Here is an 18,196-nt window from a genome sequence, read left to right as displayed (position 1 = left end):
CCGTCGACGAGGAATAGAAAATAGATCATGTCAAGCGTATCTCAGAGGACGGCGACGGCGAGTATCTGGACCATCAGCGGAAAGTTCCTGGCGCGACTGCTCGATTTCGTCAGCCTCCTGATCCTCGCAAGGCTTTTGAGCCCGGCGGATTTCGGCCTTGTCGCCATCGCGACCTCGGTTCTGATCATCGTCGAGACAATCCTGGACCTGCCGTTGACTCAGGCGCTGATGCGCCAGCCGTCGCCTTCGGACGATATGTTTGCTACCGCCCTTACTCTAAGCCTGCTTCGAGGCGTGGCCATCAGCATGCTGATGATGTTCATCTCCTGGCCGATGGCTCTGATTTATGACGATCCCCGGCTTTTCTCCCTTGTCGCCGTGCTCTCGATTGCGCCTGCCATGCGCAGCGTGATCAGCCCGCGCATGGTTCTGTTCATGCAGCGGTTCGATTTCAAACGTGAATTCGCACTCGATCTCATTACCAAGGGGTCGACACTGCTGTTTGGTGTCGGGGTGGCGGTCGCGACCGGCAGCTATTGGGGACTGGCGATCGGCGCGGTTGCAGGCCCGACCGCCGCGGCGATCACCTCCTATATCTTCGCGCCGATGCGACCGAGGTTCAGCCTTTCCGAGTGGAAGCACTTTCAGGACATGATCAGCTGGAACACCGTGTCGCAGGTGCTGAGTTCGATCAATTGGCAACTGGACCGGCTGCTTTTGCCGCGCTTTACGGGCTTGTCGACGTTCGGCGCCTTCAGCGTCGCCGACAATATCGCCGCTATTCCATACCAGACCTTCGTCGGGCCATTGTTGCGTCCGCTGATGGCGGCATTCTCGACCGTCGATGACCGTCGTAATCTGATCGCTGCCTATCTCAAGGCGACGAACGCGATCACCTTCGTGGCAGCGCCCATCCTCATCTCGCTCGCCTTGCTTGCCGAGCCGGCCGTGCGGATCATCGTCGGCGAGAAATGGGCATCGGCCGCGCCGATTCTGCAGTGGTTGTGCATCGGCAGTCTGCTCGGTCTTCCGACGAACATGATGCCGCCATTGGCTATGGTGCTCAACAAAACCCGTTATCTCGCTCTCCGGATGTTTGCCGAGTTCGCTGTCAGGGTTCCGGTCACCATCCTGGGCATTGTCTATTTTCAGGTGGCGGGAGCACTGGGCGCGCGGATCGTGGCGGTGCTTGTCGCCTATGCAGCATCGCTCGTCATCACGCGGCAGCTGATCGGCGCGACATTTGCCGCGCAGTTGAACGCTTTTTTACGGCCTCTGGTCGCGAGCGTGCCGATGATGGTTTTCCTGCTCTGGGCAGAGCCGATGCTTGTTGCCATGCCTGTCGGCTTTCACCTTATCGTCGGCCTGGCGCTTTGCGGCGGGGTGTCCGTGGCGATCTTCTGGATCTTCGCGCTGCTCGTGTGGCAGATCGCCGGGAAGCCCGACGGCATCGAGACCATCGTCGTCCACAGGCTCATGCCGCGACGAAACAGGGTTCTCACTTCATAATCGAGACAAGTGCAGTCCAACGATGTTTGGCGTTTTCGGAGGAACAGAATGCGTTACGGAATATCTTCTAAGGCTCTGGGTTTGCTTATCGTTCTTGGTCTTGGCGCGTTGCCCGGCCAACCCAGCGTGGCTCAGGAACCACTTAATATCGATGCGTACCAGCTGACGTTCGAAGAGAGTTTCGACAGTCTCGACGTCTCGGCCTGGGGAGAGAAAACCTCCCGCTGGATCGCCCATACACCCTGGAACGGCGATTTCGGTGACGCTCGCTTCACAGATCCGGCTCCCGGCTTTCCGTTTACCACCGATCAGGGAATTCTGAAGATCGAAGCGCGCAAGGAGGCCGATGGAACTTGGCGCTCGGGCCTGCTGTCGTCGGTGAACCCGAAAGGCGAAGGGTTCTCGCAGCAGTTCGGCTATTTCGAAGCAAGGATGAAACTGCCGCCTGGCAAGGGCGTTTGGCCCGCATTCTGGCTGATCGGGCTCGACCGGTCGAAATACACCGCCGAGATCGACGTCCTGGAATATTACGGACGCGCGCCCTACGAATTCAGCATGGGCTTTCATATCTGGCGTCAGAGCCAGGGCGGCCAGAACAGCACCGGCGGCTATTGGCAAAAGGTCCAGGACGGAATTTTGAACAGCGAATATCACACCTACGGCGTCGATATCCAAGCCGACAAGACGAGCTTCTATTTCGACCGTAAGTTCATCTGGAGCTTCGACACGCCGAAGGAATTCCACATGCCGTTCTATCCGCTGGTGAACCTGGCGCTCGGCTCGGGTTGGCCGATCGATGAAACGCCGAATCCTTCCATTCTGCTCGTCGACTATATTCACGTCTACCAGCGCAAGCCTACTGACGCGGGGAATTGAACAGCCGACGGGGGATAGCCGTTCCGTCGCTAACGGCCGCAGCTGAGGCCGGTTTGCGGGTCGAAGAGATGCATTGCTTCCTCGTCGAAAAAGAGGGTGAGCTTTTCGTTGTTGCGGATCGGCGTGCGTGGCGGCAGGCAGGCCATCAGGCGCTGATTTCCGGCAAGGGCGGTGACGACGAGTTCCGGGCCAGTCAGCTCTGCGACCTCAAGGGTCACCTCGATCGGCGGGCTGGTGCCGTCCGTACGAAGCGCCTCGGGACGGATGCCGAGGATGAGGTCGCGACCATTGCCGGCCGTCTCGCGGAAGCGGGCGGGTAGGGGCAAGCTGGCATCGGAGCCTGAAAGCGCCAGGCGACCGTCTCGCGCCGTCACCTTCAGCAGGTTCATCGGCGGCGCGCCGACGAAGGTCGCGACATAGAGCGTTGCCGGATGGTTGTAGATCTCCTCCGGCGTGCCCAACTGCTCGATGCGACCGTCGCGCATGACGGCGATGCGGCTTGCAAGCGTCATAGCCTCGATCTGGTCATGGGTGACATAGACGACCGTGGTCTTCAGCATCTGATGCAGCCGCTTGATCTCGGTGCGCATCTCCATGCGCAGCTTGGCATCAAGGTTGGAGAGAGGCTCGTCGAAGAGGAAGACCTCCGGCTTGCGCACCAGCGCCCGGCCGATCGCGACGCGCTGGCGCTGGCCGCCGGAAAGCTGGCTCGGCTTGCGGTCGAGGAGGTTTTCGATCTGCAGAAGTTTGGCGGCATCGCGCACGGCCTTGTCGCGCTCGGGTGCTGCCACCTTGCGCATTTCCAGGCCGAAGCCGATGTTCCGGTGCACCGTCAGATTGGGATAGAGCGCATAGGATTGAAAGACCATGGCGATGTCGCGGTCTTTCGGATGCACGCCGAGCACCGAGCGGCCGCCGATCCTGACATCGCCGCTCGTTGCCTCGGCAAGGCCGGCGATGATGTTCAGCAGGGTGGATTTGCCGCAGCCGGAGGAGCCGAGCAGCACCAGGAATTCGCCGCTTTCCAATGAGATGTCGATGCCTTTCAGCGTCTCGATGTCGCCGTAGGCCTTGCGGATGTTCTGAATGTCGAGCGCGCTCATCGCAAGGGCTCCTGAAGAGATGTCGGGCCGCCATAGTTGCGGGGAAGAGTGGAGATGGCGCGCGAGGCAACCTCGGTTCCCGCCATCAGGCAGGAAACCAGCGGCTCACCGCTTGCGAGCGCGGCGAGAAAGGCGGCGTTGAAGACATCGCCGGCGCCGATCGTATCGATGACTTCGACAACGGGTGCTGCCACCGAAACCAGCAGGCCGTCAGGCCCGATCGCGATTGCGCCGTCCGGGCCGCGCTTGACGACGACGATCGCGCCCTCCGGCATATGCGACTGGATGCGACGGGCCGCCTCGATCGGATCGGCGATGCCGGCAAGTGTCGTCGATTCGACCTCGTTCAGCAGCGCGACACCGCTGCGGGAAAGCCAGGAGCGTGTCGCTCCGCAATTCTCGTCTGTCCAGCCGTCGAGTGGCCAGCCGGTATCGAGCGCAACGGTGATGCCATGGCTGTCGGCCCAATCGAAGAACTTGCCGTATTCTTCTGTCAGATCGTCGGTCAGGAACGAGCCGCAGAGAAGCGCGTAGCCGCCCTGCAGTCTTGCGCCCTCGATGACGGCGAAGACGTCTGCCAGGCTGAAACGCGGCAGGTGGCCTCTCGTCGTGAAGAAGGTGCGCTCGCCGTCCGGATGGGTGATGCCGACGGAGAGCGTCGTTTTCTCAGGACGTACCGGCCACTTGTCGGAACGGTGGCCGAAGGCTTCGCTCAGCCAGCGGCCGAACTGATCACTGCCGATATTGGCGGCGATCTCGAATTCGACGCCGAGCGCTTGCCAGGCGAGCGCGCTGTTGCCGGCGGCTCCGCCGACGCGCAACTCGTCATGATCGACGATGATTTCCGTCCCGGCCTTCGGCCAGGGGGCGGCCGGACCAAGGATCAGGTCGACATTGACGTTGCCGATGACTGCAAGCGGCCGCATTCATTCGCTCCGGGTGATTTTGGTGGATCGAACCGGGGTTCCCGCATTATCCACGCGGGCATCGGCAAAGGCGATCATCAGCCGCTGGGCGACCGGCAGCATGGCGAAGATCGCGGCAAGACTGGTTGCAGGCGCAAAGCGGATCGTCACTGCGCCAGCGACGGGCGCTTGCCCGGATGCGTCGAACAGGATGACCGGGGCGCCTGTCTCGACGGCGGATGTCGCCATTGCCGTCACCAGGCCAGCCGTCTCGTCCAAGCCGCGGAATAGCACGACGCCGATCTCCGGCCCCAGCATCTCCATCGGACCGTGGCGCAGCTGGCCGCCTTCGAGCGAGAAGCAGGGACGGCGCGACAGCTCGGTCAATCCGAGCGCGAGCGCCTCGGCGATACCCTGCAGCCGGCGGCCCGACGTGACAATGGTCGCGACGTTTTCCAGCGCCGAGAGCGCGGCGGCGATGTCATGATCTTCCGGCGCCCTGAGGGCGGCAAGGGCGGTGTCAGGATCTTCGCCGAGGGCGGAAAGGATTGCCAGATGCAGGGCGAAAGTCACCGTCAGGCTGCGGGTCGCGGCGAAGGCGAGCTCGGTGCCGCCGGTGCCGACCAGCGATGGGGCGGTTCTTGCGAGGAAGGAATTGCTTTCGAGTGTCAGACCGAAAGTCTCCTCCGTGCCGCCGGTCTCGTTGAACCAGCGCACGACTTCGGCGCTTTCGCCAGATTGCGAGGTGACGAAGATCGTCCTGCCGGCGATCGGCAGCGGCTGGCCGAGCTGTTCGGACAGTGGCAAGGCGACGGCATCGACGCCGAGGCCCCGGTAGAGCGGCTCGACGGCGCGGTTGACGGCATGCGAGCCTCCCATACCGATGAGCAGCAGCCTGCCGGTCTTTATCAGCGAGGCGGCGGCCCTGACGGCCATCAGCTTGGCCGCTTCATAGGAGGCGATCGCATCGGCATGCTGGCGCGCCATCTCGCGATCAATCGCGGCAAGTCCGGCCGGCCGGTTTCTTTCTTCTGTCATGTTCATCCCTTGACGCCGCCGCTGGTGAGCCCCGAAATCAGGGCGCGTTGCATGACGAGACCGATCAGCACCGGGGGCAGGGCGGCGAGCACGCCTGCCGTCGCAATCAGTCCATAATCGGAAACGCGGCCGCCGGCGAGATCGGCAATGGCGACGGTCAGCGTCTTGGCGCGCTGGTCCGAGGTGAAGAGCAGCGCATAGAAGAATTCATCCCAGGCAAGCAGGAAGGCAAAGAGGCTTGACGTCGCGACCACGGGGGCTGCCAGCGGCAGAGTGATGATCCTGAGCGTCTGGAACAGGCCGGCGCCGTCGATCATCGCGGCGGATTCGATTTCGCGCGGGATGGAATCGAAACCCGATTTCATCAGCCAGGTGGTGAAGGGCGCTAGGATGGTGAGATAGACGAGCGCGAGGCCGAAGACGTTGTTCAGCATGCCGAGGTGGGAAAGCCCCATATAAAGGGGCACGGCGAGCGCCACCGGCGGCAGCATGTAGGTGGCGATCACCATCGACAGCGACCAGCCGACCGAAGGCGTGCGCGACACAGCCCAGCCGGCCGGAATGGCGAGCGCGATGGCGGCGATCGTCGCCATGCCCGCCACTTCGATGCTGTTGCGCAGCGACGAGGTGAAGGCGGCGCCGGCGCTGTTTTCGATCGTCGAGAGCAGTACGCCGTAGCGCGAGAAATCCACCGTCTGCGGCCACCAGCGCAGCGGCTTTGCGGTAAGGTCGGCGGCCGGCGAGATGCTCATGATGAACAACCACAGGATCGGCGCCAGGATGGCGGCGGCAAGCAGCAGCGCACAGAGGTAAATGAAGGCGGAAAAGAGCGGGCTTTGGCGTTCCATCAAGCCGCACTCCCCGCCGTCTTGCGCACCAGAGCGGCGTAGCCAGCAGCAAGCAGTGTCACCAGCAGCGTGACGATCAATGCCAGCGATGCGCCGGAGCCTGCCCGCTGGAAGGAGAAGGCTTCCTGATAGACCAGGATCGACAGCGTGCGCGTGCTGTTGGCCGGGCCGCCGCGGGTCATGACCCAGATGATATCGAACACTTTGAAGGCCTCGATCGTGCGCAGCACCAGGGCCACCATCAATGGACCGGCGAGATAGGGCAGGATGACGAAGCGGAAGCGGGCGAAAGCGCCGGCGCCGTCGACCAGCGAGGCGGCGGTGATGTCGCGCGGCACGGCCTGGAGTGCGGCCAGCGCGATCAGCGCCACCAGCGGGAAATTCTTCCAGCAATCGGCGACGATGAGGGCCGCCAGCGCCGTGCCCGGTTCGCCGAGCCAGGAGCGGTAAGCCTCCAGCAGGCCGAGTTGAGTCAGCGCGGCGTTCAGCGCACCATATTCCGGATTGTAGATCAGCCGCCAGAGCGTGGCGTTCACAACGGTCGGCAGCGCCCAGGGCAGGATCATCAGAGCGCGAAGCGCGGTGCGGCCGCGAAACTGCTGGTTCAGCAGCAGGGCTGCCAGCACGCCGATCACCATTTCGGCGGCGACCGAGATGATCGCGAACCATGCGGTGGTAACAAGCGTGCGCTGGAAGTTCGAGCCGGAGATCATCTTCGCGTAATTGTCGATGCCGACGAAACTTCCTTCCGTGCCGACGAGCTTGGCATCGGTGAAGGAGAGGCCGACGGTATCGATCAGAGGCCAGCCAATGACTGATATCATGACCACGAGAAGCGGCAGCATCAAAAGCCACGCGCGGGTTGTCAGCCAAGTGCCCGACATCAAGGCGACCCTTCTTCCTTATAGGTGTTCGAGACCGGGCGACGGCAGGCGCCGCCCGGGTCTTCATGCTTGATCAGAGGCCGCTATTGTCGGCGGCCAACTTCAGCGCGTCCTCGGGAGAGGACTGGCCGAGCAGCGATTCCTGGATCGCCTGCTGGAGCGCGGTCGAGAGCTCCTGATATTTCGGCGTCGTCGGACGCGGATACATCGCAGCAAGGCCGATCTTGGCGGCGGAGATCAGCTCTTCCTGGCCCTTGGCGACCGCTGGGTCCTCATAGGACGACGCCCAGATCGGCAGGCTGAGCTTGGCATAGGCATTCTGCGTCGCCTGCGAGGTCATGAAGGTGATGTATTTCCAGGCCTCCTCGGGATGCTTGCTGGCCGAGGTGATGCCGAGGCCCATTGAGCCGTTGACGGCCGAAGCCTCGCTCTTGCCGGCAATACCCGGCGCCGGCACGACGCCGACCTTGCCCGCGACCTTGCTGTCCTTCGGATTGTTGGCCATGTTGTACATGTAGGTCCAGTTCAGCGCGAAGGCGGCATCGCCGTTTTCGAAGACCTTGCGGACGTCCTCTTCCAGGAATTCCTTGGAATTCGGATTGGTGAGGCCCGAGGAATAGCTGGAGACCATGTATTTCAGCGCATCGAGGCCGCCGCCGGTCTGGAAGGCCGGCTTGCCGTCCTTGAGGAAATCGCCGCCATAGGCGCTGACGAGCGTGGTGTAGTCGCAGATCGCGGCTTCGGCCTGCGACCAGCTCCAGGCGATCGGCGTGGCGAGAAGGCCCTTGTCCTTGATCGTCTTTGCCTGCTCGGTCAGCTCGTCCCAGGTTTTCGGCGGCGCCTTGATGCCGGCCTTTTCGAGGATTTCCTTGTTATAGAACAGATATTTAGTGTCGAGGATCCACGGCATGCCGTAATATTTGCCGTCATATTGCACGGTGGTCCAGGCACCCGGCAGCACGCCCTTCTTCATCTCGTCGGTGACGCGCGAGGAGACGTCGACCAGCACCTTGTTGGTGGCGTATTCGGCCGGCCAGATGACGTCGAAGAGGACGACGTCGTAGCCGCCGCCGGAACCCTGCGCCAGCACCGTCTTGTCGTGCAGGCCTTCATAGGGAACGAATTCGAGATTGACCTTGATATCGGGGTTCGCCTTGGCGAAGGCGTCGGTCATGGCGCGTACATCGGCCTCGCTATAGGCGGCCTGCGCCATGAAAAGCGCGTTCAGCGTCGTTTCGGCGAAAGCGTGCGGCGCAAGGGATGCGCCGATCAAGGCCGCACCCAGAAGCGTCTTGTTAAAGGATTTCAGCATTACAGCCTCCAGTTTTTGACATTTACGCATTGCCGAGGGCGGTCCTCCGCCATCGGTGTTCGAGAAGGCACGCACGGAAAGCGTGCCGGTTCGTCGTCTCGGAGCGTCGTCGGAGCCGTTGCCCGCCTCCTGCGTTCCCTGGAACTCTCCGGTTCCTCATTAAGTCAAGTGTCTTGACTTATTACTTCTTCAACATTCTATTGGAGTCAAGAGGGAATTGCACATGAATGACAGCCGCCCGATCCGGGCCAAGAGCGGCACCAATCACGAAGGCACCAGCGCGCATAACCGGCGCGTGATGATCGATGCCCTGAGGATCAACGGTGCGCTTTCACGCGCCGATCTGGCGCGGGCGACGCGGCTGACCAAGCAGACGGTGTCCAATATCATCGAGGAACTCGAGCGCGACGGTCTCGTCAGTTCGCAAGAGGCGGTGAGGAGGGGCAGAGGCCAGCCGTCGACACCCTATCGTCTCGTGCCCGAAGGCGCCTTTGCGATCGGCCTGCAGATCGACCGGCATGTGACGCGGGCGGTCGCCGTCGATCTCGTCGGCAGCGTTCTCGTGCGTGATGAGGCCGGGCTACCGCCCGGAGGTCCGTCGAACGGGACGAAGGTCATCCTCGATCTCGTCGCCGGCATACGCTCAAAGCTTGCCGGGATCGTCCAGCAGTCGGAAAAGCGGCTGGTCGGCCTCGGCGCCGCGATGCCCGGGCCTTTCGGGGTTGCCGGCAGCGGCGACGATCCGTGGATGATGGAGGCCTGGCAAAAATTTCCGTTGTTGGAAACGCTGACCGCCGGCACCGGGCTCGATGTCGGCCTGCAGAACGATGCGGCGGCGGCAGCGACCGCCGAGCGCATGGTGGGAGCCGCCCACGGCATCGACCATGCCGTCTGCCTCTTCGTCGGCTATGGCATCGGCGCCGGCCTCATTCTGAACGGCGAGCTCTATCGTGGCACCAACGGCAATGCCGGCGAGATCGGCATGGCGCTGCTGTTTGCCGACGGCAAATCGACGCCGCTCGAACATCGCGCCTCGCTCGCCTCGCTCTATCAGCATCTGTCGGTCGATCCCGCCGATCCCGGCCTTTATGCACGGATCAACGACCTTGCCTTGAGGGGCGATCAAAGCATCGACGCCTGGGTCGAGGCGGCCGCTGTGGACCTGCGTTGGAGCATCCATCTCATCGAGACACTGTTCGATCCGCAGACCGTGATCCTCTGCGGCAGCGCGCCGGAAGCGCTGGTGAACAGGTTGATTGCGGCAATCGGCCCGTTGCTGCCTTCGATCGCCGAACGTCGTGGCCGGACGCTGCCGCGCCTGCAGCCCGGCATGGCCGATCCCTGGTCTGTGGCGCTCGGGGCTGCCGCGGGACCGATCAGCCGTGCATTCGATCCGCGTTTTGCTGCAATTTTGAAGGATTCCCTTTGATTTTGAGGCTGAAACCGAGCGTTGCACAGCAGTGCAACGGCAAAATTCGGCTGTTTTTGCAAGTTTCGTTCCAGCTGGACGCACGAATAAAGGCGCTTTTTTCCAATATAATTAAACATTAAACGCCTTCTAAAATTGCGTTTATTTTAATGTAAGTATATAGTATTTCAAATACATTTAAGAGGACCGCTAAGTTCCTCTAAATATTTCTCGAGATGTTACGAATAATGATTGTATGACTGTTTTGTGACAACTAGAATTGGAACATTTCATGTCATGTAATATTCATTGGCGGCGGCAATTTGAACCAGCTAATAGGGCGTGCGCTGAAAGTGCGCGTCCTTTTACGTTCGAGGTTCTCATGCAAGCCAAGCTTCTCGGCGCCGTTGGCGCCCTTCTCGCTACAGCGTTTCTTGCTGGTCCCGCTGCCGCCGCCGATAAGACCAAGATTGACTTCTGGTTCGGCAATTCCGGTGACATCGCAAAGCGTGTCCAGGAGCAGTGCGATCGCTTCAACCAGTCGCAGGCCGACTACGAAGTCGTCTGCACCAGCCAGGGCAGCTACGACGCGTCCCTTCAGAACACCATTGCTGCCTTCCGCGCCGGCAAGCAGCCGACCATCGCCCAGGTCTCCGACGCCGGCACCCTCGACATCATGCTCTCCGGCGCCTACTACCCGGCCAACAAGCTGATGACCGACATGGGCTACACCGTCGACTGGAAGGACTACTTCTCCGGTATCTCCGGCTACTACGCGACATCGAAGGGCGAGATGTACTCCTTCCCCTTCAACTCCTCGACCGCTCTTCTCTATTGGAACAAGGACGCCTTCGCCAAGATCGGCAAGGATCATGCCCCGGCGACCTGGAAGGAAGCAGGCGAGGACCTCAAGGCTCTGAAGGATGCGGGCTATGCTTGCCCGCTCGGCTTTGACATCTCCAACAACGAAGTCTGGCAGTACATCGAGCAGTTCGAAGCCGTCAACGGCGAAGCGATCGCCACGAAGAAGAACGGCTTTGAAGGTCTCGACGCCGAGCTGGTGTTCAACAAGAACCCGCTTCTCGTCAGCTACATCAAGGACCTCAAGTCCTGGTACGACGACAAGCTGGTCGTCATCAAGAACAAGGCTGTCGGCCAGACCTTCGTCGAAGCCTTTGCCGCTGGCGATTGCCAGGTCATCCTGACCTCCGTCGGCGACCACGGCAACGTTGGCCGTACCGCCAAGCAAGGCATGAACTGGGACGTTGCCATGCTGCCGACCTACGGCGACGCAACCCGTCACAGCTCTTATGTCGGCGGCGCTTCGCTCTGGGTTCTGCAGGGTCACTCCGACGCCGAATACAAGGCTGCTGCCGCGTTCTTCAACTTCATCGCAAAGCCGGAAGAAGCTCTTACCTGGTCGACCGTTACCGGCTACATCCCGGTTCGCAACTCCGGTTTCGAATATCTGAATAAGCAGGGCTTCTACGGCAAGGCGCCTTATGCCGGCCGCGAACTCGCCATTCAGAGCCTGACCGCTTCGCCGGCTGGCGACGCGGCTCCGCAGGGCATCCGCCTCGGTGGCCTGCTGCAGGTCCGCACCGAAATCGCCAATGGTCTGCAGGCAATCTTCGTCAACAATGCCGATGTCCAGGCTTCGCTCGACAGTGCCGCCGAACGCGGCAATACGCTCCTGCGTCGCTTCCAGCAGACCTACAAGAACGTTCAGCTCCCCTGATCGGCTGATATGAGCCGCACCCGGCCCGCATTTTGCGCGCCGGGTGCGTCTTTGTAAGTTCTTTATTCGGCCGCGGATGCGAGCTCGCCGCCCGCGCCTAAAGCGCGCCGCAATCTTTCAGGTTCGCTCCTGGCGCTTTAGATCTATATTTTTACGCATGTCGCTACAGCAAAACTGCTGCACAGTTTTGCGCGACATGCTTTAAACCAAACCAGGACGAAAACGGCACTCATGGAAAAGCGCGTCACTTTCTCCTCGACGACGATCGGACTGCTCTTCGCATTTCCGATGCTGTTGCTGATCTTCGTCTTCTTCTACTGGCCGAGCGCGCAGGCGCTGTATTGGGCGTTCACGCTCGAGCAGCCATGGGGCGGTGGTAATGCCTGGGTCGGTTTCGACAATTTCAGACAGCTGCTCACCGATCCTGTTTATTGGGACTCGATCACCCGCAGCATGATTTTCGGCTTCAGCTCGACGGCCATCGCCATGGGGCTGGCGCTGATCCTGGCGCTTTTGACGGATCGTGAACTGCGCGGCCACAAAGTCTACCGCTCAGTCTTCATCTGGCCTTACGCAATTGCCGCCCCCGCTCTCGGCCTCGCCTTCCGCTTCATCCTGGCACCGGAGGCCGGCCTTCTGTCTGTTATCAACCACGTCTGGCCCGGCCTCTGGAACCCCGCGCTCGACGGCAAGGACGCGATGATCGCGGTCGTCGTGGCCTTCTCCTGGAAATATATCGGCTACAACTTCATCTTCTTCCTCTCAGCGCTGCAAGGCATTCCGCGCTCGCTGATCGAGGCCGCCGCAATGGACGGTTCGGGGCCGATGCGCCGGATCTGGGATATCCAGCTGCCCCTGCTGACGCCGACGCTGTTCTTCCTGCTCGTCATCAACATCACCGAGAGTTTCCAGGATTCCTTCGGTATCGTCGACGTCATGACGCAGGGCGGCCCGGCGCGTGCCACCGAGCTCATGGTCTACAAGATCTATTTCGACGGCTTCAGAGGTCTCGACTATTCGGGCGCTGCAGCGCAGTCCATCATCCTGATGGTGCTCGTTGTCCTGCTCACCATCTTCCAGTTCCGCTTCATCGAGCGGCGCGTGCACTACAAGTGAGGTCGCGGACATGATCGAACGCACGCCGATATTCAACTTCATCTGCTATACGCTTCTCGCGCTCGGCATGGTGATCGCGCTTCTGCCTTTCGCCATCGTCATCATCGCCTCGACGCTTGATCTGGAGACGGTCAATCGTGTGCCGCTGCCGCTGATGCCGGGCTCGCATTTCTGGGAAAACGCTGAGACCGCCTGGGTTCGCGCCGATCTCGGCAACAAGCTGTTTCACAGCGTCATCTTCGCCGCAACCGTCGGCGCCGGCAAGGTCATGCTGTCTTCCATGGCAGCCTTCTCGATCGTCTACTTCCGCTTCCGCGGCCGGTATGTGATTTTCTGGATCATCTTCATCACGCTGATGCTGCCGCTGGAAGTCCGCATCGTGCCGACCTATTCGATCGCGGCCAACGCGCTGCAGCCTTTCCAGACGATCCTCGACGTCACCGGCATAAGCTGGCTCGTCGCGCAGATCACCGGCGTCCAGATCAAGCTCCAATGGGGCCTGCTGAATTCCTATCCCGGTCTCGTTCTGCCGCTGGTCGCAACCGCGACCGGTACCTTCCTCTACCGGCAGTTCTACCTGACTGTTCCGGACGAACTTGCCGAGGCCTCGAAGATGGACGGATCAGGCCCGGTCCGGTTCTTCTGGGACATTCTGCTGCCGCTCTCCCGCCCAAATATGATCGCGCTCTTCACCATCATGTTCGTCTGGGCCTGGAACCAGTATCTCTGGCCGCTGCTGATCACCACCGATCCGAATTTCGGCATCGCCGTGACGCAGCTCAAGACCCTCATCCCGTCCGAATTCGGCCTGCCCGACTGGAATGTCGCCATGGCCGGAACCCTGATCATCATGTCGCCGCCATTGATCCTCGTCATTCTGATGCAGCGCTGGTTCGTACGCGGCCTTATCTCCACCGAGAAGTGAAGGAGTACTCCCTTGGCACCGATCTCCATTCGTGGCGTGAAGAAAAACTACGGCAAGACCCCCGTCGTTCACGGCGTCGATCTCGACATCCAGTCGGGCGAGTTCATCGTCATCCTCGGCCCATCCGGCTGCGGCAAGTCCACGCTGCTGCGCATGATCGCCGGCCTCGAGGAAATCACCGGCGGTGAAATCGCTATTGACGGCCGCGTCGTCAACCAGTTGGAGCCGCGCGAGCGCGGTTGCGCCATGGTGTTCCAGAACTATGCGCTTTATCCGCATATGAGTGTTGCCGAGAATATCGGCTATGCATTGAAGGTGGCCGGCGTCTCGAAGGCGGAGCGTCAGCGGCGCATCGGCGAGGTCGCCAAGGCGCTCAGCCTCGAACCCTTCCTCGACCGTCGGCCCGCCGCTCTTTCCGGCGGTCAGCGCCAGCGCGTCGCCATGGGCCGCGCGATGATCCGCGAACCGAAGGTGTTTCTCTTCGACGAGCCGCTGTCGAACCTCGACGCCAAGCTGCGTATCGCCATGCGCGCCGAAATCCGCCGCCTGCACCGCCGCCTCGGGGCCACTTCGATCTTCGTCACGCATGACCAGACCGAGGCGATGACGCTGGCCGACCGGCTGGTGGTGATGAACGGCGGCAGGGTGGAGCAGGTCGGCACGCCGGAAGAGGTCTATCATCATCCGGTCTCGCGCTTCGTCGCGGGTTTCGTCGGCACGCCGGCGATGAACCTGCTCGAGGGCACGATCAATGACGAGGGCGTTTTCGTCTACGATCAGAGCCGCAAGGTCGTACTGCCGCGCGAGCGCGCCGCACCGCTGAAAGGCAAACGCGTCGTGCTCGGCATGCGCGCCGAGGCTGCCCGGCTGGTGGCCCCTGATGCGCCGGGTGCCCTTGTCGCAACGGCCGATTTCATCGAAGAGCTCGGCGCAAGCCGCATCGTCCACGCCGATTTCGATGGGCTGCCCTTTGCCGTGGCGCTGACTGAGGCCGTGAAGGTGAAGTCGGGCGATCCGATCGGCATCGCGATCGATTACGACCAGATCCACCTCTATGCCGCCGATACCGGCCGGATCATCGAGAACCCTGTTATGAACAGCGCAGGCGCCGTCCACGCCTAAAGCGGTCTGCGACGATCCTTTGCGACGATCTTGGCAGAGCGTTCGGCGGCTGAGGATGTCAGCCACTTGCTCGACGGTGAATTGCTCTAACGGTGGATCGGGTCGATCCACGCGACGTCCTCCGGCTTTTCGACCGGCTCGATGTCGAGATTGACGACGACCGGTTCCTGGCCTGAGCGGAAGAGAACGCATTCCAGCGTCTCGTCGCGGCTGGCGTTGATCTCCTGATGCGGCACATAGGGCGGAACATAGATGAAGTCGCCGGGGCCGGCCTCGGCGGTATATTCAAGATGCTCGCCCCAGCGCATGCGGGCCTTGCCCTTGACCACGTAGATGATGCTTTCGAGATCGCCATGGTGATGGGCGCCGGTCTTGGCGTTGGCATGGATCGTCACCGTGCCGGCCCAGATCTTTTCGGCGCCGGCGCGCGCGTTGTTGATCGCGGTCGCGCGATTCATGCCTGGCGTCTGCGCGGTGTTCGGATCGAGCGAATTGCCGGGAATGACCTTGACGCCATGTTCCCGCCAGTCGACATGCTGATGCTCGTGGTCGTCGCTCATGCCTTGTCTCCAGCTTCGATCTCGTCAGTCTAAGCGGGAGCCGGGCGGCGGCCAAGCGGATTTGCCGCTGCGCAGCCGCATAACGTCTCGGCGACCCGATAGCTTTTGTGCGAAAAGGAAGAGCAAGCCGATGAGCCACCTCCCGCAAATCGACTACGACACCGCTTCGGAAGAGGTTCGTGCGGCGCATGACGAAGAAGTCAGGCTACGTGGGCGGATGACCAACATGAAGCGCACGCTGCTGCATTCGCCCGCCGCCCACCGCATCTATGCCGAATGGTTCACGCTGCGGGCCGAACTCGATCCTGCCGTCAGCGACCGGGCGATCTGGATCTTCTCGCATGCGATCTCGAAGGCAGCCAAATCGAAGATAGCCATCACCTTTTTTCGCCGGGCGCTGATCAACAAGGGTTTCAATCCCGATGCACTGGAGTTTTCCGACGAGGAAGCGCTGCTCGACGCCTTCGGCAAGGCCATCGTCGCCGATTCCAACGCTGTTCCCGCCGAACTCTGGGCGAAGCTGAAACAGCGCTACGAGACCAAGGTGCTCGTCGATCTCGTCGCCTTTGCCGGCATCATGCTGGCCACCGCCGTCTTCAACAATGTCGTCGAGGTCGACTTCGACCCCGAGCTTGAAGCCTTTGTCGAAGGCGCCAGTTCATCCGCATCCTGAAGTTTCAGCTATCGAGCGGCAGGATCAGCACATCGCGCGGCGGCACCTCGATGCCACTATTGCCGATATGATCGATCGGCCAGACTGCCTGGCTTTGCGCAAGTGCTCCTCGGGCGAGCGTCACCTCGGTCTTCTGCGCCGTTCTCGTCGGATTGACGAGCCAGAGGAAGCTGCCCTTTTCTCCCTCGTGGATACGGGCGAAGAGTGCGGCATTCGACAGCGTCACATGGCGCTTCTTCCCGCTCCATCTCAATAGCTCAGCGAAGAAAGCGCCGTTCGCCTTCCCCTGCGTGCGGTAATAGGTCACGGAAGGATTGGTGCCGATCAGCAGCGTGCGGCCCTTGCCATAGGCATTTTCGACGACGGCAAGACGGCCGTCGGTGAAGTGGCCGCGTCCCGTTCCGCCGGTCAGCCGATAAGACTGAAGGAAGCCGCCACCGTCGACCGCCGCGCCGTCGAGATCGAAATGGATGCGGTCGCCGATATCGGGCATGAATTCGACTTCCTCCTCGCGCGCGCCGAAGATCTCGTCGAGGCCCATGTTCGGCTGGACGGTGCCGACCTGACCACGATCGCCGAAATAGCCGGGGCATGCTTCGGCAATCAGCGTGCCGCCGTTTTCGACCCAGGCTTTCAGGCTCTTTGCCTGTTCTGATGTGAACATGATCGGGTAGGGGAAATAGAGGAAATCGTAGGCCGCGATGTCGTCGATATGCACCCAGTCCGGCTGCACGCCATTTTCGAGGAAGGCCCGATACGCCCCCCACATGGCTTCGGGATAGGGTTTCTCCTTGCGGTCGTGGTTCAGGAGGTAATCGAACTCCTGGGTTTCGCGAACGACAAGGATGCCGACTTCGCCGCGCACCGGCTTTGCCTCCCAGAGGGCACTTTGCGCCTTGTCGTTTGCCCATTTCGCCATGGCGCTTGCCATGTCGGAGCGCGGCGTGCGCGAGCCGTCCATGCCGTAGGAGCCGAAGGCGCCGAAGAGCGGACCGTCGAGCAGCGGGCGCCAGCGCAGATTGATCACGCCGCGGGCGCCGCCGGCAAGCGAGGTCATGCTCCAGAGACGGATGTCCTCGGGCTCGGCGACGCGGCCGTCTTCCTTGTCGCGGCCGATCACCTGCGGCTGCAGCCAGAGCGGCCCGCCCTGGCGTTCGGCATGCCAGAACGGTTTGCCGCGGGCGGCGGCACGGTTGATGTCGACGCCGTACCAGTTCTTCCAGGCTTCCGACCCTTTGCGGGCCTGGATCCAGGTGAAGCCGTAAACCTCGACCTTGGATGCGGCGAGCCAGTCGTCGCAGCCGTTGGCCGCCATGTTGGGAATTGCGCCGGATATGCCGTGGGCAACGATGGTGTTCTTCTGGTCGACGGCGCGGATGGTGTCGATGCGCCATTGCATCTGGTCGTAGAAATTGTCGCGCTTGAACTGCAGCCAATCGATACATTCGGGGTAGGGCGCCATGTGCACCGGCGGCTCGATATCGTCCCATTCGGCAAAGCTGTAGCGGTACCAGGCTTTCGCCAGGATCTTCAGGCTGCCGTACTTCTTCTCCAGCCATTTGCGAAAGGCTGATTTGGCATAGGGGCTGTAATCGACATCGGCGGAATAGTTGCACTCGTTCCAGACGTCATAGCCATAGATCGCCGGATGATCCTTGTAGCGGGTGGCGAGCGCGGTCAAGAACTTGCCGGCGGCTTCCTTCACTTCGGGGCAGTTCAGCGTCAGGGCGCCGGCGCCGCCACCATTGTTGGAGAAGCCGCCGGTCGCCGACGAGACGCCCATATAGGAACCGAGTTTGGTGCCGTCGGCATTGACCTGCAGCGCATGAGCATATTTGCGCACTGCCCAGTCCGGCACGGCATGGATCAATTCGGCGATGACGGTCTTGATGCCGTTTGCAGCGGCAAGGTCCATCTGACGGTCGTATTCCTCCCAATCGTAGACGCCGGGGGCGGTTTCGATCGCGCTCCACATGAACCAGTGGCGGAAGATGTTGAGGCCGTCCTGCCCGGCGGTGGCGTAGTCGCGTTCCCAATCTTCGCGGGGCGGGTTGGACTTGCGGAAATAGACGGCGCCGTAGGGCAGCTGGATATCTTTGTTGAGCATTTTCCTGTCCTTCTCTATCGATGACCGGACATGGCTTCGCCGTCCGGAAAGAAGGCTCCGGCAGTCGGCAAT

The 18,196-nt window shown here is 61.6% G+C and carries 16 protein-coding genes; 8 read left to right on the top strand and 8 right to left on the bottom strand.

Features of this window, described 5'->3' with window-relative positions; translation table 11 throughout:
- Nucleotides 1-27: 27 nt before the first annotated feature.
- Nucleotides 28-1,509: a lipopolysaccharide biosynthesis protein gene (locus tag RlegSU303_RS18115; protein WP_017961817.1), complete on the top strand. Its 1,482-nt coding sequence runs from the start codon at nucleotides 28-30 to the stop codon at nucleotides 1,507-1,509.
- 48 nt (nucleotides 1,510-1,557) lie between these two features.
- Nucleotides 1,558-2,385, top strand: a complete 828-nt coding sequence (locus RlegSU303_RS18110) for a glycoside hydrolase family 16 protein (RefSeq protein WP_017961816.1) — start codon at nucleotides 1,558-1,560, stop codon at nucleotides 2,383-2,385.
- Nucleotides 2,386-2,414: 29 nt separating this feature from the next.
- Here RlegSU303_RS18110 and RlegSU303_RS18105 read toward each other — a convergent pair whose 3' ends face one another.
- The 6 genes from RlegSU303_RS18105 to RlegSU303_RS18080 all read right to left on the bottom strand — a co-directional run bounded on the left by RlegSU303_RS18105 (nucleotide 2,415) and on the right by RlegSU303_RS18080 (nucleotide 8,475).
- Nucleotides 2,415-3,488, bottom strand: coding sequence for an ABC transporter ATP-binding protein (locus tag RlegSU303_RS18105; protein ID WP_017961815.1), 1,074 nt, complete (start codon nucleotides 3,486-3,488; stop codon nucleotides 2,415-2,417).
- Nucleotides 3,485-4,414: a PfkB family carbohydrate kinase gene (locus RlegSU303_RS18100; RefSeq protein ID WP_131719215.1), complete on the bottom strand. Its 930-nt coding sequence runs from the start codon at nucleotides 4,412-4,414 to the stop codon at nucleotides 3,485-3,487. The genes RlegSU303_RS18105 and RlegSU303_RS18100 overlap by 4 nt, the downstream gene beginning before the upstream one ends.
- Nucleotides 4,415-5,437 carry an SIS domain-containing protein gene (locus RlegSU303_RS18095; protein WP_131719214.1) on the bottom strand — a complete coding sequence of 341 codons (1,023 nt, stop codon included), beginning with the start codon at nucleotides 5,435-5,437 and terminating at the stop codon, nucleotides 4,415-4,417.
- The gene (locus RlegSU303_RS18090; RefSeq protein WP_131719213.1) at nucleotides 5,434-6,279 is read right to left on the bottom strand and encodes a carbohydrate ABC transporter permease; all 846 of its coding nucleotides are present in this window, start codon (nucleotides 6,277-6,279) and stop codon (nucleotides 5,434-5,436) included. The genes RlegSU303_RS18095 and RlegSU303_RS18090 overlap by 4 nt, the downstream gene beginning before the upstream one ends.
- Nucleotides 6,279-7,163 carry a carbohydrate ABC transporter permease gene (locus tag RlegSU303_RS18085; RefSeq protein ID WP_029872481.1) on the bottom strand — a complete coding sequence of 295 codons (885 nt, stop codon included), beginning with the start codon at nucleotides 7,161-7,163 and terminating at the stop codon, nucleotides 6,279-6,281. The genes RlegSU303_RS18090 and RlegSU303_RS18085 overlap by 1 nt, the downstream gene beginning before the upstream one ends.
- Nucleotides 7,164-7,236: 73 nt before the next feature.
- Nucleotides 7,237-8,475, bottom strand: a complete 1,239-nt coding sequence (locus RlegSU303_RS18080; protein ID WP_131719212.1) for an extracellular solute-binding protein — start codon at nucleotides 8,473-8,475, stop codon at nucleotides 7,237-7,239.
- A gap of 223 nt (nucleotides 8,476-8,698) precedes the next feature.
- On the opposite strand from RlegSU303_RS18080, the gene RlegSU303_RS18075 reads away from it, so the two are divergent.
- From RlegSU303_RS18075 to RlegSU303_RS18055, 5 genes are all read left to right on the top strand, one after another.
- On the top strand, nucleotides 8,699-9,904 hold the full coding sequence (locus RlegSU303_RS18075; RefSeq protein WP_131719211.1) for an ROK family transcriptional regulator: 1,206 nt from the start codon (nucleotides 8,699-8,701) through the stop codon (nucleotides 9,902-9,904).
- Between the two features lie 361 nt (nucleotides 9,905-10,265).
- Nucleotides 10,266-11,621 (top strand): extracellular solute-binding protein, encoded by a 1,356-nt coding sequence (locus RlegSU303_RS18070; protein ID WP_003542468.1) that lies wholly within the window; start codon nucleotides 10,266-10,268, stop codon nucleotides 11,619-11,621.
- Between the two features lie 231 nt (nucleotides 11,622-11,852).
- Complete coding sequence (locus RlegSU303_RS18065; RefSeq protein WP_003542466.1) at nucleotides 11,853-12,737, top strand: carbohydrate ABC transporter permease; 885 nt, start codon at nucleotides 11,853-11,855, stop codon at nucleotides 12,735-12,737.
- A 10-nt stretch (nucleotides 12,738-12,747) separates the two neighbouring features.
- Nucleotides 12,748-13,662 (top strand): ABC transporter permease subunit, encoded by a 915-nt coding sequence (locus RlegSU303_RS18060; protein ID WP_029872478.1) that lies wholly within the window; start codon nucleotides 12,748-12,750, stop codon nucleotides 13,660-13,662.
- A 12-nt stretch (nucleotides 13,663-13,674) separates the two neighbouring features.
- Nucleotides 13,675-14,784 (top strand): sn-glycerol-3-phosphate import ATP-binding protein UgpC, encoded by a 1,110-nt coding sequence (locus RlegSU303_RS18055; RefSeq protein ID WP_131719210.1) that lies wholly within the window; start codon nucleotides 13,675-13,677, stop codon nucleotides 14,782-14,784.
- 86 nt (nucleotides 14,785-14,870) lie between these two features.
- Here the strand turns inward: RlegSU303_RS18055 and RlegSU303_RS18050 are convergent, their stop codons facing one another.
- On the bottom strand, nucleotides 14,871-15,344 hold the full coding sequence (locus RlegSU303_RS18050) for a cupin domain-containing protein (RefSeq protein WP_131719209.1): 474 nt from the start codon (nucleotides 15,342-15,344) through the stop codon (nucleotides 14,871-14,873).
- A gap of 130 nt (nucleotides 15,345-15,474) precedes the next feature.
- Between RlegSU303_RS18050 and RlegSU303_RS18045 the strand changes: the two genes are divergently transcribed.
- The gene (locus RlegSU303_RS18045) at nucleotides 15,475-16,017 is read left to right on the top strand and encodes a hypothetical protein (RefSeq protein ID WP_131719208.1); all 543 of its coding nucleotides are present in this window, start codon (nucleotides 15,475-15,477) and stop codon (nucleotides 16,015-16,017) included.
- Nucleotides 16,018-16,021: 4 nt separating this feature from the next.
- Here the strand turns inward: RlegSU303_RS18045 and RlegSU303_RS18040 are convergent, their stop codons facing one another.
- Nucleotides 16,022-18,124 carry a beta-galactosidase gene (locus RlegSU303_RS18040; RefSeq protein ID WP_131719207.1) on the bottom strand — a complete coding sequence of 701 codons (2,103 nt, stop codon included), beginning with the start codon at nucleotides 18,122-18,124 and terminating at the stop codon, nucleotides 16,022-16,024.
- Nucleotides 18,125-18,196 lie beyond the last annotated feature (72 nt).

The organism is Rhizobium sp. SU303, from assembly GCF_021052345.1.
Lineage (GTDB): Bacteria > Pseudomonadota > Alphaproteobacteria > Rhizobiales > Rhizobiaceae > Rhizobium > Rhizobium laguerreae.
Note: the sequence above shows the minus strand (reverse complement) of the source record. Positions and strands in the feature narration are given on the sequence as shown.

Excerpts from the sequence above, each read along its gene's own strand:
- RlegSU303_RS18090 (WP_131719213.1), bottom strand. The coding sequence starts at position 6,279 with ATGGAACGCCAAAGCCCGCTCTTTTCCGCCTTCATTTACCTCTGTGCG.
- RlegSU303_RS18115 (WP_017961817.1), top strand. The coding sequence starts at position 28 with ATGTCAAGCGTATCTCAGAGGACGGCGACGGCGAGTATCTGGACCATC.
- RlegSU303_RS18065 (WP_003542466.1), top strand. The coding sequence starts at position 11,853 with ATGGAAAAGCGCGTCACTTTCTCCTCGACGACGATCGGACTGCTCTTC.
- RlegSU303_RS18095 (WP_131719214.1), bottom strand. The coding sequence starts at position 5,437 with ATGAACATGACAGAAGAAAGAAACCGGCCGGCCGGACTTGCCGCGATT.
- RlegSU303_RS18110 (WP_017961816.1), top strand. The coding sequence starts at position 1,558 with ATGCGTTACGGAATATCTTCTAAGGCTCTGGGTTTGCTTATCGTTCTT.
- RlegSU303_RS18040 (WP_131719207.1), bottom strand. The coding sequence starts at position 18,124 with ATGCTCAACAAAGATATCCAGCTGCCCTACGGCGCCGTCTATTTCCGC.
- RlegSU303_RS18070 (WP_003542468.1), top strand. The coding sequence starts at position 10,266 with ATGCAAGCCAAGCTTCTCGGCGCCGTTGGCGCCCTTCTCGCTACAGCG.
- RlegSU303_RS18060 (WP_029872478.1), top strand. The coding sequence starts at position 12,748 with ATGATCGAACGCACGCCGATATTCAACTTCATCTGCTATACGCTTCTC.
- RlegSU303_RS18085 (WP_029872481.1), bottom strand. The coding sequence starts at position 7,163 with ATGTCGGGCACTTGGCTGACAACCCGCGCGTGGCTTTTGATGCTGCCG.
- RlegSU303_RS18050 (WP_131719209.1), bottom strand. The coding sequence starts at position 15,344 with ATGAGCGACGACCACGAGCATCAGCATGTCGACTGGCGGGAACATGGC.
- RlegSU303_RS18075 (WP_131719211.1), top strand. The coding sequence starts at position 8,699 with ATGAATGACAGCCGCCCGATCCGGGCCAAGAGCGGCACCAATCACGAA.
- RlegSU303_RS18045 (WP_131719208.1), top strand. The coding sequence starts at position 15,475 with ATGAGCCACCTCCCGCAAATCGACTACGACACCGCTTCGGAAGAGGTT.
- RlegSU303_RS18100 (WP_131719215.1), bottom strand. The coding sequence starts at position 4,414 with ATGCGGCCGCTTGCAGTCATCGGCAACGTCAATGTCGACCTGATCCTT.
- RlegSU303_RS18105 (WP_017961815.1), bottom strand. The coding sequence starts at position 3,488 with ATGAGCGCGCTCGACATTCAGAACATCCGCAAGGCCTACGGCGACATC.
- RlegSU303_RS18080 (WP_131719212.1), bottom strand. The coding sequence starts at position 8,475 with ATGCTGAAATCCTTTAACAAGACGCTTCTGGGTGCGGCCTTGATCGGC.